This is a genomic window from Devosia sp. Z11_6, assembly GCF_058133665.1.
The window spans coordinates 124,812-138,728 of record NZ_JBYUNQ010000009.1; the positions used below are offsets into that span (position 1 = coordinate 124,812).

Consider the following 13,917-nt stretch of genomic DNA (forward strand, 5'->3'; position numbering starts at 1 on the left):
GGGCGCCCCAAGGCGCCCCGTTTTCTTTTCTTCGGCTGCTTCCCCTAGTGGTGGCCGCCCACCACTTCGCGCAGCTCTTCCACCGAGCGCACCTGCTTGCGCGCCGCGCCGTTCCAGTCGCGCGTCTTGACCGTTGATTTGGCGACCCGCTCCTTGGCTGCCGGCACCGCATCGGCATATTGGGGCAGCCATTGCGCCTGGGCGACCACCATCTCGTCGACCATGGCCCAGACCTCGTCGGGCGTGCAAATGGCGCCCACCAGCGGGTCATGCAGCACCGCGAGCTTGAGCGTGTCGATATTGCCCGTCATCGCCGCTTCCACCGACAGGCGCTGCACCGAAACCGACACCGAGCAGGTCGCGGCGCAAGCCGTGGGGAGCGTGATCCCCTCGATCATGTTGATGCCGAACCGGTCGACATAGCCGGGGCTCTCGATGATCGCGTCGGCCGGCAGATTGGTGATGATGCCGTTGTTGCGCCGGTTGAAATGCCCGCGATAGGCCCGCCCGGTTTCCTTGGCCTCGATGATATAGCTGGCATGTTCGCTGGTGCGCTTGTGCTCGGACAACGGCTTGTTGGCCTGCTCCTTGAACATGGGGAAGTCTGTTTCGAACCAGTTCCGGCGCTCGGTGGAATAGCGCAGATAGCCGCCGGTTTCGCCATGGATCCAGTCGCTCATGTCGATCCAGCGGCCGATCTCCTCGGGGCGCTTGCGATACCAGGGCAGGTACTCGCTCAGATGCCCGTTGCTTTCGGTGGAATAAACCCCGAAGCGCTTGAGCACGTCGATGCGCACCTTTTCCTGCTTGGAATACACCGGATGCGCCTCGAACCCGGCGATCAGTTCGTCCGCCTCGATCTTGCGGCCCTTGGCGCGGATGTCGATGTACCAGGTCTGGTGATTGATGCCGGAGCAGACATAGTCGAGCTCGTCATCACGCACCCCCAGCACCTTGGCGATCTGGTGGGCCCCATGCTGCACGCCGTGGCATAGCCCCACAACATCGACGCCGCCATACAGATCGGCCGCCCAGGTGTTCATCGCCATGGGGTTGGCATAGTTGAGGAACAGCGCCCCCGGCTCGGCCACCTCCCGGATGTCCTTGCAGAAGTCGAGGATCACCGGAATGTTGCGCTGCCCGTAAAGAATGCCGCCGGCGCAGATCGTGTCGCCGACGCATTGATCCACCCCATATTTGAGCGGGATGGAGATATCGGTCGAGAAGGCCTCGAGCCCGCCCACGCGCACGCAGCTCATGACATAGCGGGCCCCGCTGATGGCTTCGCGACGATCCGTCGTGGCCGTAACCTTGGCCGGCAGCCGGTTGACCGCAACGATCGTCTCGATCACCTGCCGCACCATGTCGAGATTGTGCGGGTTGATGTCAGTGAGCGCGAACTCGCAATCCACGAATTCAGGCACTTTGAGCAGGTCCGAGATTAAGGTCTTGGTGAAGCCGATCGAGCCGGCCCCGATGACGGTGACTTTAAACGACAAACTGGTTCTCCCACCCCTGTTGGCAGCAATTGCCCTGGCACTAGTGCTAGCCTCCGCCAGCGCGCCGATGCTAGAGAAAGGTTGTGCCGAACAGGGTAATTTTGTGCTCACCCACCTCGTCTCTCATGGTTTTGACATCCGCCTGCTGCGCTTGCCCAAAAGCGCCCTGCCGCTGCACTGCATGGCCGTCAGCGCAGGCTATGAACAGCGGCGCAACGAGGTGTATTCCTGGGACGGTTTGCAGCGCGGCACCGCGCCGTTCCTTGTCATTCAGCACACGCTTGTTGGCGAAGGCCGGCTCGATTTTGCCGGCGTGCAGCACCGGCTGGTGCCCGGGCAAACCATGGTCCTCTCCATGCCCCATGCCCACCGCTACTGGCTCGAGCGCGGCGGCCATTGGGAGTATTTCTGGTTGGTGCTCAACGGGCGCGAGGCCCTGCGCCTCGTTCGGCAGGTGATCGACGCCCGCGGCCCCGTCGTCATCCTCCCCGATACCATCATCGATCGCCTCGCCGACGCGTGCCTCACCTTGATGGCGCAGCCCGACCTCGCCCCTGGCGAAGCCTCGAGCGCCGCCTATGCGGGCCTAGCCGCGCTGCACGACGGCGTCTTTGGCGCCAGCACGGCACCGGAGGAAACGCTGCCGCCGGCACTGGCGCGGGTCGTAGCCCATGTGGAAACCCATCTCGCCGACCCGCTCAACGTCGAGCGCCTCGCGGCTGTCGCCGAAATGAGCCGCAGCCATTTCGTGCGCCAGTTCAGCGCGACCGTCGGCATCGCCCCGGCCGACTTCGTGCTGCAGCGGCGCCTCGAGCGCATCGAGCGGCTGCTGCTTGCCACCGATATGAGCGTGGTCAGCATCGCCCAGGCCCATGGCTTTGCCGATGCCAATTACCTGGCCAAGGTGTTCCGCAAGAAGCGCGGCGTGTCGCCCCTGCAGTATCGCGCCGACGGCCGGGCCGCGGCCGGCACCTAGCTGCGCAGCGCTCGCCCGGTTTCATCGAACAGATGCAACGAGCCCGGTGGCACGGCCATGTGGATGGGCTGGTTGGGCGCAAGCTCGGGCGCTCCCTCGAGCTTGATGGTGATGAGATCACCGCTGGGCAGCTCGACATAGGCCAGCGCATATTCGCCGAACTGCTCGATCAGCGACAGGGTGCCACTGAGGTCCGCGTCTCCGGCATTCGCCAGCGTCAGATGCTCGGGGCGGATGCCGATGGTGCGGATATTGGCTTGCCCTTCGAGGCGCTGCCGCAGCCGCGGCGAGCCGGCCAGCAAAGCATTGGCGCCGTCCTTGAGGTCAATGAAGTTCATGCGCTGGTTAGCGATAAAGCCCGCCACGAAGGTGTTGACCGGATTGCGATAGAGCTTGAGCGGGGTGCCCACCTGCTCGATCCGCCCGGCATTGAGCACGACAATCCGATCCGCCAGCGTCATCGCCTCGACCTGATCGTGGGTGACATAGATCATCGTTGCGTCGAGCGCCCCATGGAGCTTGGCGATCTCGATGCGGGTCTGGGCCCGCAAGGAGGCATCGAGATTGGAAAGCGGTTCGTCAAAGAGGAACACCTGCGGCGCTCGCACGATCGCCCGGCCGATCGCCACGCGCTGGCGTTGCCCGCCCGACAGGGCCTTGGGCATGCGATCGAGATAGGTCTCGATCTGGAGAATGCGCGCGGCCTCACGTACGCGCCGGTCCATTTCCTCCTTGGGCGTCTTGGCCAGCCGCAGCCCGAACGCCATGTTGTCGTAAACATTCATATGCGGGTACAGGGCATAGCTCTGGAACACCATGGCGATCCCCCGCTGGGGCGAGGGAATGTCATTGACCACCCTGCCCCCGATCGAGATCTCCCCGCCCGAGATCGGCTCGAGCCCCGCGATCATGCGCAACAGCGTGGACTTGCCGCAGCCCGAGGGCCCGACAAACACCACGAACTCTCCCGAGCCGATCTCGAGGTCAACGCCATGGATGACCTCGACAGCGCCATAGGACTTGCGGATGCCGCGCAGGGAAACTTCGGCCATTTTCCTCTCCAGTGTCTGGGTCGCTGCCCCTCCTCAAGAAAGAAGGGGCAGCGCGGCTTGGCTCTCAGGTCTCGATCAGAAGGGTTGCGATCTCGAATGGGCGCAGCGAGAGGCTGACGCTGCTGCCACTCACTTCGAGCGGGGTGGCATCGCCTTCCTCCATCAGATTGACCAAGCGTACCGATTTGACCGCCACACCAAAGGTGATCTTGGCCTCGGCACGCATATTGGCGTGCTCGAACACGCGCAGCACGATGGCATCCGACTTTTCCGCCTTCTTGACCGTTTCGAGCGTGACATTGGCCTGGTCGACACTGGCAAAGCTGAAGCTTGCCAGCGCCCCTGCCGCCGCTGCCGCCGGCGTGAGATCGCCGACCACCGCCACCGGATTGTTGAAGCGCTCGGCCGCCCGATGCACATCCGCCAGGTCGGCAACGCCATCATGGATCATCAGGGCGTAGCGCAGCCGGTGCTCGCCCAGATCAGCCATGGGATCGGGGAAGGTCGAGCCGCGCACCAGCGTCAGCCGAACCGATTGCTCAAGGCAATCATAGGCATATTTGCAGTCGTTAAGCAGCGCGACGCCCCAGTCGGCTTCGCTCAGATCCACCCAGCGGTGCATGGAGGCCTCGAAGCGCGCCTTGTCCCAGGAGGTGTTGCGGTGGGTCGGCCGTTTGACATGGCCGAACTGGATTTCCGAGCGGATCTCCGAGGTGTTGAGATCGAATGGGAATTGCGCCTTGAGCACCGTCTGGCGTTCCTGCCAGTCGATAAAGGTATCGAATTCGATCTGCCGCGCACCGGCCGCAAGCGAGATCACCTGTATCACCCTGGACGCTTGATATTGCCGCTCCACCCGGATGGCGGCGCGGTGCGGCCCGGTTTCCACCACGCTGATCGTGCAGGGGTCATCGGCGAGCGGCCAGAACTGTTCCTCGAAATAGCGGTCGATATCCCAGGCGTCCCATTCCATGGGCTTGTCTTCATAGGCAATGAGCCGATTGGCCGTTTGCCCCGGTGCCAGCGCTTCGCGGTTGCGCGTCTTGTCGAAGACCGAGGTGATTTCGCCTCGTTCGTCGAAGCTTACGCGCAGCACTTCGTTTTCGAGATGCGTTTCGGAAACCGAGACAGCCGAGCTGGTGTCCGCCGGCTCGCCCCCGACCAGTTGCGCATCCGCCCAGCCCAGTGACGGCAGCGCTGCCACTGGAGCTATCGCTTCGCTGCTGCCATCGGCTCGGGTGATGGCCTGCACCGGGTGCGCGCCACCCGCCGTGGCCAGCGCTAGTCCCGCAAGCCCCGCGCCCGAGCCCAGATTGACAAGGCCCGAGCGGGTTTGTCCGGTGAAGTTGAACAACCGCAGCTGCCCGGCACCGCCGCCGCCCAGCGCATTTGCCGCGGCGTGCCACGGGCCGTTTCGCGACCCCAGGGTCGAGAAAATCTGCCCGTATTCATTGTCGCTGTCGACATAGACCTCGGGGATGGACGTGCCCGGCAGGATGTCGTGAAACTGGTTGATCAGCACCAGTTCCCAGAACTCGGCCAGGGTTTCCGCCGGATAGGCAGCGCCGGTGTGCAGCATGGCCATTGCACCGAGGAACTCCAGCTCGCGCAGCATGCGCTCGGCGCGGCGGTTATTCGCCTTGTTCTTGGCCACCGAAGTCAGCGTGCCGCGATGATATTGCAGGTAAAGCTCGCCATTCCAGGTGGGGAACCGGGCTCCCGCCGCGTCCATGCGCTCGCCGAGACGCTCGAGGAACGGCACAATGCCCTCGAGCTTGACCCTGGGTACACCAGGAATGCCGCGCTGCAGTCGGATGCCCCGTTCGATCATCGCCCGGGTGGGCCCGCCCCCGCCATCGCCATAGCCATAGGACATCACCACTTCATTGTGGACAGCCTTGGGCTCATAGCGCTTCCAGGCGCCCATGGTCTCACTGACCGACAGGTCGCCGTTATAGGTGGTGTAGATTGCCTCGTATTCGAAGCGCTGCGCCGTGATCAGCTGCGCCTTGGTCACCGTCCCATCGATGCCGCGCCAGAAAAAGCTGTCATAGGGATGCCGGTCGGTATCGTTCCAGCTGAGCTTGGAGGTGACGAAGTATTTGAGCCCCGACTTATCCATGATCTGGGGCAGGTTGGCCGAATAGCCAAAAGTGTCGGGCAGCCAGACGGTCTTGGGGTCGACGCCGAAATGCTCGAGGTGAAAACGGCGCCCGCGCATGATCTGGCGCACCAGGCTTTCGCCCGAAACGATGTTGACGTCGGGCTCCACCCACATGGCGCCTTCGATCTCGAACTGCCCCGACTTCACCTTGGCGAGCATCCGCTCCCACAGCTCGGGATAGTCGCGCTTGAGGAAGTCGAAGAGCACCGACTGGTTATACATGAAGACGAATTCAGGATATTCCTCCATCAGGTTGAGCACCGTCGCGAAGGACCGCCCCGTCTTGTCGCGGGTGTGCATCACCCGCCACAGCCAGCCCACATCGAGATGGGTCGAGCCCACCGCCGTGATCTGCGGCTGCACTTCGGTGTCGACGATCTGGTAGATTTCAGGGGCGATCTTTTCCGCATCGCCGAGCGAAGCCGCAAAAGCTTCAGTATGCGCGCCGCGCCGGTCCAGCGCCCGCAAGGCACGGTCCACGGTCGACAGAATGGCATGGCGGCGCGGATCGGCCTGCGGCAACCGAATGGCGACGTCCAGCGGGGTTTGCAGATCGAAGTAGAGCTTTTCGGCGCGCTCGTTGCGCACGAAGAACTCCACGCCAAAGCCCACCAACGGCCGATCGAAAAAGGTGAAGGCATTGACGAGGAGCGTGTGTACGCTGCCTGACCGCGCATTACGCTCGATCACCAGTTCCGTGTGGTTGCCGTCGAGCGCCTGGGCAATCCTGCCATCCAGATAGGCCAGGCATTGCGGGTCGGTTGAGCCCGGCCGGCTCTGCCATTGCGAGGTAAAGGCAAGCACCAGCGTTTGGCCAGCCGCCGCCTCGGGCACGACCACCTCGGCAGCAAACCAGGTGTGACCCTGCTTTTTCGCCCAGACCGAGCGCGGGCCGAACGGCTCCCAGGCCCGCCAGTCCGCAGTGAGCACCTGCTCGGCCGCCATGTCGGCATGCTGCACATGCCATTGAAACGGCGCGTCGGGGATCGGGGTCAGGATCTTGTGCTGCAGGTCGGCGCACAGCCGCAGCAGCTTTCCCTCCATCTTGAGATCATCGTCGCCCAGGCCGAGCTTTGATGCGAGGGGATTGGAATAGGTCATCCTTTAACTCCGACACCGGCGAACCCTGTATTCATGTTCCGCCGCAACAGGAAATACACGCCGACCGCCGGCGCCGCGTAGATGATAGAAAAGGCCGTGAGGAACCCGTAATTGATCGCGCCCTGTTGGCCGAATGCCGCATAAAGCCCGACCGACATGGGAAAAGCGTCCTGCACGCGGGCAAAGATCAGGGGCAGCAGGAACTCGTTCCAGGCGCCGGTGAAGCTATAGAACCACACCACCGCGATCCCGGCCCTCGACATGGGCAGGACGACCTTGCTGACGATCTGCAACAGCGAGGCGCCCTCAACATAGGCGGCCTCCTCAAGCTCGATGGGTACGGTGTCAAAGAAGTTCTTGAGCAGCAGCAGCGTGAACGGCAGGTTGAGGATGGTCAGCGCGATGATCACCCCGAACTGGTTGAGCAGCCCGCTCCGCTGCGCCGCAAAATAGAGCGGCACCAGCACGCCGGCCGAAGGCAGCATGCGCAAGAGCACCAGCGTCCACAAAAAGGCGTTCCGCCCCGGAATGCGCAGCCGCGACAGCGGATAGGCCGCGGCAATGCCCACCAGCACGCTCAGCGTAGCCGTCCCGGCGGCGATCAGCATCGAGTTCAGGAACTGCTTGCCCGCATTGCCGCTGACCGCCTTGGCAAAGTTCTCGAGTCCCACGGAGCGTGGTATTTCAAGCTGGCCTGTCGACAGTGGGTTGAAAGCGTTGAGTACGAGCCAGGAAAATGGGCTCACCCAGATCACGGCCACAAAGGCTAGGGCAATTGCGGTCAGCCGCGATTGAGCGGGGTTGCCCTCCATCATTTGGGCTCCCGCAACAGGCGAAGATAGAACAGCGACAGCACGCCCACGATCACCAGCATCGCCACCGAAATGGCGCTGCCAAAGCCCAGATTGCCGCGCGAAAAACTCTGATTGTAAAGGAAGATCGCCAGCGTCTGGGTTTGCGTGCCCGGCCCGCCGCCCGTCATGGCGAAGATCAGCGGGAAATAGGTGAAGGTCCAGATGGTGATGAACAGCATATTGGTGGCGATATGGGGCCGGATGATCGGCAGCATGACGAGCCAGATACGCTGGAACGGCGTGGCCCCATCGACCTTGGCTGCCTCCACCACTTCGCGCGACACCGAATCCAGCGCCGCCGAAAACAGCAGATAGGACCACGCCGTGCCCTTCCAGATATTGGCGATGATCACCACGGGCAGCGCATACTGATTGATGAAGTTGACCGGTGGGAAGCCCAGCGGCACGATGATGAGCTGGTTGATGAGCCCGGTCTGCGACGTCGTGGCCGACCACAGGAATGCCGCGACGATATCGGGCAAAAGCCAGCCCAGCATGATGCAGGCTTCCACCACGCTGCGCAGCGTCGAGCGTGAACCGCGCAAGCTTATCGCCAGCAGAAAACCCAGCACCGATTGGCCGACAATGGCCGAAAAAAACACGAAGATCACCGTGGTCCAGAGCGACTCGAGGAACCCCCGGCGGGTGAACAGGCGCTCATAGTTTTCCCAGCCTACCCAGCTCCATTCCACTGCCTTGCGGCCCACCAATGCCAAGTCGGTGAAGCTGAAGGCAAAGGCCCAGGCGGTGAAATACAGCAGCGCCCCGATCAGGACCGCAGCGGGCAACAGTCCCAGGGCCAGGACAAATAGATTGCTGGTGAGCCAGGGGTTGGCCTGGTTTTTCATGGATGGGTTCCCACTCGCTTGTCGAGTGTTCCAATGGGCGCGGCAAGCCTTCGCAGTCGGCGGCACCCGGAAAGATCCTGAGTGCCGCCGCCATGGCAGGAACGCCTACTCGTAGGTGATGACCTGGTCTTCGCCGAACTCGTCCACCAGCGCGTCGTGATATTCCTCGATCACGTCCTCCACTGCAGCGCCGTCGAGAATATCGGCGGTGGCCTGCTGCACGAGCGCCGAGACGGTCTGGTAGCCCGGCACCGTGTCGCGACCGGTCGTGTCAGCGGCCAGCTGGGTCGCTGCCGCGAGGAACGCGTCTTCCTTGTATTCGGGGGAATCCGAAATGTCGGTGCGCACCGCCATGCGGTGGTTGGCCAGCGTCCAGGCCTTGAAGTTCTCTTCGTCGAAGATCGCCGTCACCAGCTTGAACGCCATGTCCTTGTCGGCGGCATTGGCGTTGATCCCGAGCGTCCAGCCGCCCGAAATATTGGTGGTCGCCTTGGTGCCGGGCTCGCCCGAGCCGGGCCAGGGCGCCCAGCCGACCTGCGCGTCCCGCTCCTCCCGGCTGGGGGGATTGTTGCAGTCCCACAGGCAGGCATCCTCCCACGAGCCCGACGCGTGAATCCCGAGCTTGTCGTCCGCCAGCGCCTGGCGAACCGCCGCCGAGATATCGGTGGCATAGTTGAGATCGGCCGGGTTCAGCTCGTCCTCGACATAGACCCGGTGGTAAAGATCGAAGGTGCGGCGCAGGCCGGGGCTGTCGCCAATCCACTGATTGGTTTCGCGGTTCAGCAGCCGGTTGCGATCCCCCTCGGGCACATCGGCGCCCAGCAGCGCCATGTAAACGCCCTGCATGGTGGCAGCTTCCGCCTGTTTCGTGCCTGCGGGCAGTTGGAACGGATACTGCACGCCCGCATCTTTGAGCTTTTGCGCGGCTTCAAGGACCTCTGCCCAGCTCTTTGGCTGCCACGGCACGGGTATGCCCGCCTTTTCGAAATTGGACTTGTCGTACCAAAGCATGCGCACATCGGTATCGGTGGGCAGCGCATAAAGCTCGCCCTGATAGGATGCGACTTCCAGCAGCCCCGGCAGGTAATACTGGAACTGGTCCCAGCCGGCCGCGAGCGGGCCAAGCGGCGCGAGATAGCCCGCCGAAGCCAGCTCGCTGACCATGAAACTGTCGATCAGGTTCACATCGGCTGCGGTGCCGGCGCTCAGATCGAGGGCAATGCGCTGGTCATAGCCCTGCCCCGGCAGCTTAATGGCATTCACCGTTTCCCCGGTTTCCGCCTCGAAATCCTTGATGCCTTCCTCGATCAGGGACGCAAAGGATTCCATATACATGATGGAGATTTCGGCATGCGCCGGGATTGCAGCGCTCGTCATCAGCGACAGCGTAGCAGCCGCGGTCAGAAAACCACGTGTGAGCATCAACTCCTCCTCGATTGCTCCCGCCACCTCTTGCGGGCGGCTCGTGCCAGAACCTCCATTCCGGCCGGGTTACCAAGCCATAGTTTCTGCAACGTTGCAAACGGATTTACCGAATTGAGCGAGCCAGCTGCGAACAACCGCTGCAATCCCCCGTAAGCACAATGATTTAGGTTCCGACTGATCTTCCGCCCGCCGGAGCAACAATCCCTGCATCGTTGCAATGTGAAGAATTGGCTTCCCCAGAGCGCTGGTGTAGAACTGCGGCTCGGGAAGAGATCAATGAGCAGCAAAAAGAGCTTGGACAGTGCCCGGAGCACTGGCACCGGCCAACGGGTAACACTCCGCACCATCGCCCAAGCCACCGGGCTGAGCCTGTCGACGGTGTCGCTGTCGCTGCGCGGTGGCACGACGCTTAAGCAGGAAACCCGCGACAAGGTCAACGCGGTGGCTCGCTCGCTCGGCTACATTCCCGATCGTGCCGGCGTGCGCCTGCGTACGGGAAAAACCAATGTGATTGCCCTCGTGCTGGACGGGGCCGAAGACGCCATCGACTTTGCGCGCCAGATGATCCAGGGGATCGGGCACGCCATCAAGGGCACCCGCTACCATCTGACCGTAATCCCCGAATTCGACCGGCACTCGTCGGCCGACACCATCCGCTATGTGCTCGACAATCGTACTGCCGACGGCGTGATCCTGACCCATACCGGCCCGCGCGACCCGCGCGTGCAGATGCTGATGGATGCAGGTTTTCCCTTTGTCAGCCACGGGCGGACCGAGTTCCACACGCCCCACCCCTATCACGATTTCCATTCCGAAGTGTTCGCCGCCATGGCAGTGGAGCGTCTGGCGCAAAAGGGCTGTCGGCGCATCATGCTGGCGGCCGGCGACGATAGCACGATGAATCACCACAACATCGTCACCGCCTTCAACAAGGCCGCCGGCCGAGCTGGGCTCGAAACCAGCCTGCTGGAAAACACGCAAGGGTTGCCGCCATCCGCGTTGCGGCGCTTGGCGCTGGATCTGGCACAAGGCCCGGAGCGCCCCCATGGCATCATCTGCGACAGCGAGTTGCGCACGATTTCTCTGGTGGCCGGTTTGCAGGATGGTGGCCTTCTTCCTGGCCGGGACATCCACCTGGTTTACAAGCAAACCTCTGGGATCCTGCCCACCCTGTTCCCGGCCATCGACAGCATCCGCGAGGACGTGTTTTCGGCCGGCGAGGAGCTTACCCGACTGCTGCTGCAGCGTATTGCGGGCGCCGAGATCAACAACCTGCAAACGCTGGCCGAACCGGTCCCGCATTGGCGCAGCCAAGAACCTTCGTCGGCGCTTAGTGCAGCTCAGGACCTATAGATCGGCGAGCCGCATCACCTCCGCCGTATGCGGGTCAGCCGGGAAAAAGGTCTCGATCGTCAGTTCTGACAGGGTGATATCGAGCGCCGACCCGAAGATCGTGGTGGTCGAAAGGAACGACAACACGCCCTGTGGGCTGGCAAGCCGAAGCGGAACCGCTATGGGGTGACCGCCTGCGACCTTCCCCGAATGGGGCTCCGCCTTGGCGGGCACCGGAAAGGATCGGATCTCGTCCAGCAATGCCACCAGCTCTTGGTCGCCGGTGAGTTCGATCTGCTGGATCAGCCGTTGGACGATATGGGCTTTCCAATGCCGATAATTGATGATCCGCGCTGCTAGACCCCGCGGATGCAGGCTCAGCCGCAACACATTGACCGGCGCTTGCGCCAGACTAGCGTCGGCGCCGTCCATGAGCCGCAATGCCGGCGCGTTTGCCAGCATCAGGTTCCAGTGCCGGTCAAGGGCAAGCGCCGGGTGCGGTCGGTGGCCATCGAGGATGGCTTGCACCGCCTGGCGCGCCGCCGCCATCTCGATGTGGTCGATGCTTTGCTCCCGAAAGCTCGGCGCATGGCCTGCCGCTACGAGGAGGGCATTGCGCTCGCGCATAGGCACGCTCATCTGCTCGGAAAGCCGCAGCACCATGTCGCGGCTCGGGCGCGAACGACCCGATTCGAGAAAGCTGAGATGCCGTTGTGAGATCCCCGCTTCCAGGGCCAGTTCAAGCTGGCTCATCCTGCGGCGGCGGCGCCAGCCCGCAATAAGTTCACCAATGCTGAGGGTATCGGTCATACTCATGCGCCCTGAGTAGCGGTGCGGTCATCTTGTGCCGATTACCTGGTAGGTAATCGACCTCAGCACACATCAATAGCAGGTTCTCCTCACCGGCCGTGCTGGCCGGCTCAACCGAGGACCAATCCGATGCTAAATCTATCGCTTCGTCGTCTGCTGTTCATTGATGCGGCAACTTGCACCGCAATGGCTTTGCTGTTGCTCGCTGGCTCAGGGCCGTTATCGAGGCTGACCGCCATCCCGTCCAGCTTCCTGTTCTATGCCGGCATGCTGCTGCTTTCCGTCGCCATCTTCATGGCCATCACCGCCCGCCGCCAGTACCCGGCGAACTGGGCAACCAACTTCATCATCTTGGGCAACATTGCCTGGGTAGTCGCCAGCATCGCCCTGCCCTTCGCTGGTCTCTTCACCCCCAGCCCATTGGGCTGGACTTTTCTCCTCGTCCAGGCCGCGCTCGTTCTCATGCTGGCGCTGTTGGAACGTCGCGCCGCAGCGGAAATCCCCGTTTTTGCCGCGTGACGGGGGAATCGACGATCGACCAAGGAAAGTGCCGGCCGCCCGGACCAACCTGAAACCACGTCCGGGTGGCCACTGCTCCGGGGGCCAGGAAAGGCCGGACCCAAGCCCCCATCGCCGCTAGCGACACGCGCGCTCCGAACGGCTAAGCTAACCCGGGTAACGCCAGAACCAGGAGCCTCCCGATGCCCCGCTTTCTCGCCCTTTACACCATGCAGCCCGATAACGTCGTCCGCTTCCGCGCCCTCCCGAGGGCCGAACAGGACGCCATTGATGCCAAAGGGGTCGCGCAATGGACGGAATGGGAGAGCCGCAACGCCGCTCATATCCCGGACCGCGGCGGCATGGTCGGCAAGACCCTGCGCGTTTCCAGCTCAGGAACCGCGCCCGCCACCAACGCGGTCTGCGGCTATCTCACGGTGGAAGCACCAACCATCGAGGACGCTGCGCGCCTCTTTGAAAACCATCCCCATTTCAGCGTGTTTCCCGGGGATAGCGTCGATATCATGCCCTTCGTGACTGAGCCGCCTGCATAGGATCGCCCGGCCCTAGCTACATTTAGCCAGCACCTTGGCGATGGCGCCCGAGGAACCCTTGGCGCCAAAGACATTGGTGTCGAATACGTCGAGCCCACTGCCGGCCGGCCGCACATAGGCGACCCGGATCAGATCGCGCGCGCCTTGCGCGATCTTGGCCCACTGGCGCGCTACGGGGCCGCGGACGATCACTGAGGAGCCATCGGAATGCACCAGCGGCATGTCCTGGGCAAAGCTGGTGCCGGCCCCACCAGTAACTTTGCTGCCCTCGGCCGGGTCCGGAGTAATGGCGAGGCTTAGGGCCGTACTGCCGGCAACCGCCGCGTCGGGCTTGCGCACCCAAAAGCCCATGGCTAGCTGGCCGCCACGGCAGGCGAACTGGAACTGGGCATCGCCATTATCGAACCAGGCAATGGGAACATTGCCCCCTTCATATTTCCATTCGGCAGCACCAGCGGAGGTCACCAGCAACAGGCCGAGGACGGCGAAAAGGGCTTTGCGCATGCGTGATTCCTGGTCAGGCAATTGCCACCACTCCTCCCCGAAATTGGCTAATTTTCCCTTTCACCCGCGCCTTGCAGCGCTCGGACACGCTCACAAGCCTGAAACGGGATGACAAACCGAGCGCGCGCAAGCGGCCGAGTAAACACGGAGCCGGAGCCCTCATGGTGAGGTGCGTAGCGAAGCGCAGCCTCGAACCACGAGGGCGGCCATCACCGCCCCCAATAAACTTATCCCCGCCCCCGAAAACCTCAGGCACAATCCCCTTGTTCCCGGGCAAGCTGCGCGGTCGCGACGAACGGT

12 protein-coding genes are annotated in these 13,917 nt (G+C 63.0%); 4 read left to right on the forward strand and 8 right to left on the reverse strand.

The genetic code is table 11. The annotated features are described in order from the left end of the window. Nucleotides 1-44: 44 nt before the first annotated feature. Entirely contained in the window at nt 45-1,499 is a 1,455-nt protein-coding gene (locus tag AC3YMN_RS18730) for an alpha-glucosidase/alpha-galactosidase (protein ID WP_489891200.1), read from the reverse strand. Between the two features lie 103 nt (nt 1,500-1,602). Between AC3YMN_RS18730 and AC3YMN_RS18735 the strand changes: the two genes are divergently transcribed. Continuing rightward, complete coding sequence (locus AC3YMN_RS18735) at nt 1,603-2,475, forward strand: helix-turn-helix domain-containing protein (protein WP_489891201.1); 873 nt, start codon at nt 1,603-1,605, stop codon at nt 2,473-2,475. Here the strand turns inward: AC3YMN_RS18735 and AC3YMN_RS18740 are convergent. From AC3YMN_RS18740 to AC3YMN_RS18760, 5 genes are all read right to left on the reverse strand, one after another. Continuing rightward, the gene (locus AC3YMN_RS18740) at nt 2,472-3,527 is read right to left on the reverse strand and encodes an ABC transporter ATP-binding protein (protein ID WP_489891202.1); all 1,056 of its coding nucleotides are present in this window, start codon (nt 3,525-3,527) and stop codon (nt 2,472-2,474) included. The two genes, AC3YMN_RS18735 and AC3YMN_RS18740, sit on opposite strands and share 4 nt — an antisense overlap. Before the next feature lie 64 nt (nt 3,528-3,591). Then, nucleotides 3,592-6,792: an alpha-mannosidase gene (locus AC3YMN_RS18745; protein WP_489891203.1), complete on the reverse strand. Its 3,201-nt coding sequence runs from the start codon at nt 6,790-6,792 to the stop codon at nt 3,592-3,594. After that, nucleotides 6,789-7,607 (reverse strand): carbohydrate ABC transporter permease, encoded by an 819-nt coding sequence (locus AC3YMN_RS18750; protein WP_489891204.1) that lies wholly within the window; start codon nt 7,605-7,607, stop codon nt 6,789-6,791. Before AC3YMN_RS18750 ends, AC3YMN_RS18745 begins: the two co-directional genes overlap by 4 nt. Continuing rightward, complete coding sequence (locus AC3YMN_RS18755) at nt 7,604-8,494, reverse strand: carbohydrate ABC transporter permease (protein WP_489891205.1); 891 nt, start codon at nt 8,492-8,494, stop codon at nt 7,604-7,606. The genes AC3YMN_RS18750 and AC3YMN_RS18755 overlap by 4 nt, the downstream gene beginning before the upstream one ends. A gap of 105 nt (nt 8,495-8,599) precedes the next feature. After that, complete coding sequence (locus AC3YMN_RS18760) at nt 8,600-9,916, reverse strand: extracellular solute-binding protein (RefSeq protein ID WP_489891206.1); 1,317 nt, start codon at nt 9,914-9,916, stop codon at nt 8,600-8,602. A gap of 279 nt (nt 9,917-10,195) precedes the next feature. Here AC3YMN_RS18760 and AC3YMN_RS18765 point away from each other — a divergent pair, with 279 nt between their 5' ends. Continuing rightward, nucleotides 10,196-11,272 carry a LacI family transcriptional regulator gene (locus AC3YMN_RS18765; RefSeq protein ID WP_489891207.1) on the forward strand — a complete coding sequence of 359 codons (1,077 nt, stop codon included), beginning with the start codon at nt 10,196-10,198 and terminating at the stop codon, nt 11,270-11,272. On the opposite strand, the gene AC3YMN_RS18770 is transcribed toward AC3YMN_RS18765, so the two are convergent. Next, the gene (locus tag AC3YMN_RS18770; protein WP_489891208.1) at nt 11,267-12,067 is read right to left on the reverse strand and encodes a helix-turn-helix domain-containing protein; all 801 of its coding nucleotides are present in this window, start codon (nt 12,065-12,067) and stop codon (nt 11,267-11,269) included. The two genes, AC3YMN_RS18765 and AC3YMN_RS18770, sit on opposite strands and share 6 nt — an antisense overlap. Nucleotides 12,068-12,190: 123 nt before the next feature. Here AC3YMN_RS18770 and AC3YMN_RS18775 point away from each other — a divergent pair, with 123 nt between their 5' ends. Both AC3YMN_RS18775 and AC3YMN_RS18780 read left to right on the forward strand, forming a co-directional pair. Beyond that, a complete protein-coding gene (locus AC3YMN_RS18775) occupies nt 12,191-12,580 on the forward strand; it encodes a hypothetical protein (protein ID WP_489891210.1) in 390 nt (129 codons plus the stop codon). Between the two features lie 182 nt (nt 12,581-12,762). Further along, nucleotides 12,763-13,113, forward strand: a complete 351-nt coding sequence (locus AC3YMN_RS18780) for a hypothetical protein (protein ID WP_127753323.1) — start codon at nt 12,763-12,765, stop codon at nt 13,111-13,113. A 12-nt stretch (nt 13,114-13,125) separates the two neighbouring features. On the opposite strand, the gene AC3YMN_RS18785 is transcribed toward AC3YMN_RS18780, so the two are convergent. Next, entirely contained in the window at nt 13,126-13,617 is a 492-nt protein-coding gene (locus AC3YMN_RS18785; RefSeq protein WP_489891211.1) for a hypothetical protein, read from the reverse strand. Nucleotides 13,618-13,917: the final 300 nt, after the last annotated feature.

Excerpts from the sequence above, each read along its gene's own strand:
- AC3YMN_RS18740 (WP_489891202.1), bottom strand. The coding sequence starts at position 3,527 with ATGGCCGAAGTTTCCCTGCGCGGCATCCGCAAGTCCTATGGCGCTGTC.
- AC3YMN_RS18760 (WP_489891206.1), bottom strand. The coding sequence starts at position 9,916 with ATGCTCACACGTGGTTTTCTGACCGCGGCTGCTACGCTGTCGCTGATG.
- AC3YMN_RS18745 (WP_489891203.1), bottom strand. The coding sequence starts at position 6,792 with ATGACCTATTCCAATCCCCTCGCATCAAAGCTCGGCCTGGGCGACGAT.
- AC3YMN_RS18785 (WP_489891211.1), bottom strand. The coding sequence starts at position 13,617 with ATGCGCAAAGCCCTTTTCGCCGTCCTCGGCCTGTTGCTGGTGACCTCC.
- AC3YMN_RS18770 (WP_489891208.1), bottom strand. The coding sequence starts at position 12,067 with ATGAGTATGACCGATACCCTCAGCATTGGTGAACTTATTGCGGGCTGG.
- AC3YMN_RS18750 (WP_489891204.1), bottom strand. The coding sequence starts at position 7,607 with ATGATGGAGGGCAACCCCGCTCAATCGCGGCTGACCGCAATTGCCCTA.
- AC3YMN_RS18775 (WP_489891210.1), top strand. The coding sequence starts at position 12,191 with ATGCTAAATCTATCGCTTCGTCGTCTGCTGTTCATTGATGCGGCAACT.
- AC3YMN_RS18765 (WP_489891207.1), top strand. The coding sequence starts at position 10,196 with ATGAGCAGCAAAAAGAGCTTGGACAGTGCCCGGAGCACTGGCACCGGC.
- AC3YMN_RS18780 (WP_127753323.1), top strand. The coding sequence starts at position 12,763 with ATGCCCCGCTTTCTCGCCCTTTACACCATGCAGCCCGATAACGTCGTC.
- AC3YMN_RS18755 (WP_489891205.1), bottom strand. The coding sequence starts at position 8,494 with ATGAAAAACCAGGCCAACCCCTGGCTCACCAGCAATCTATTTGTCCTG.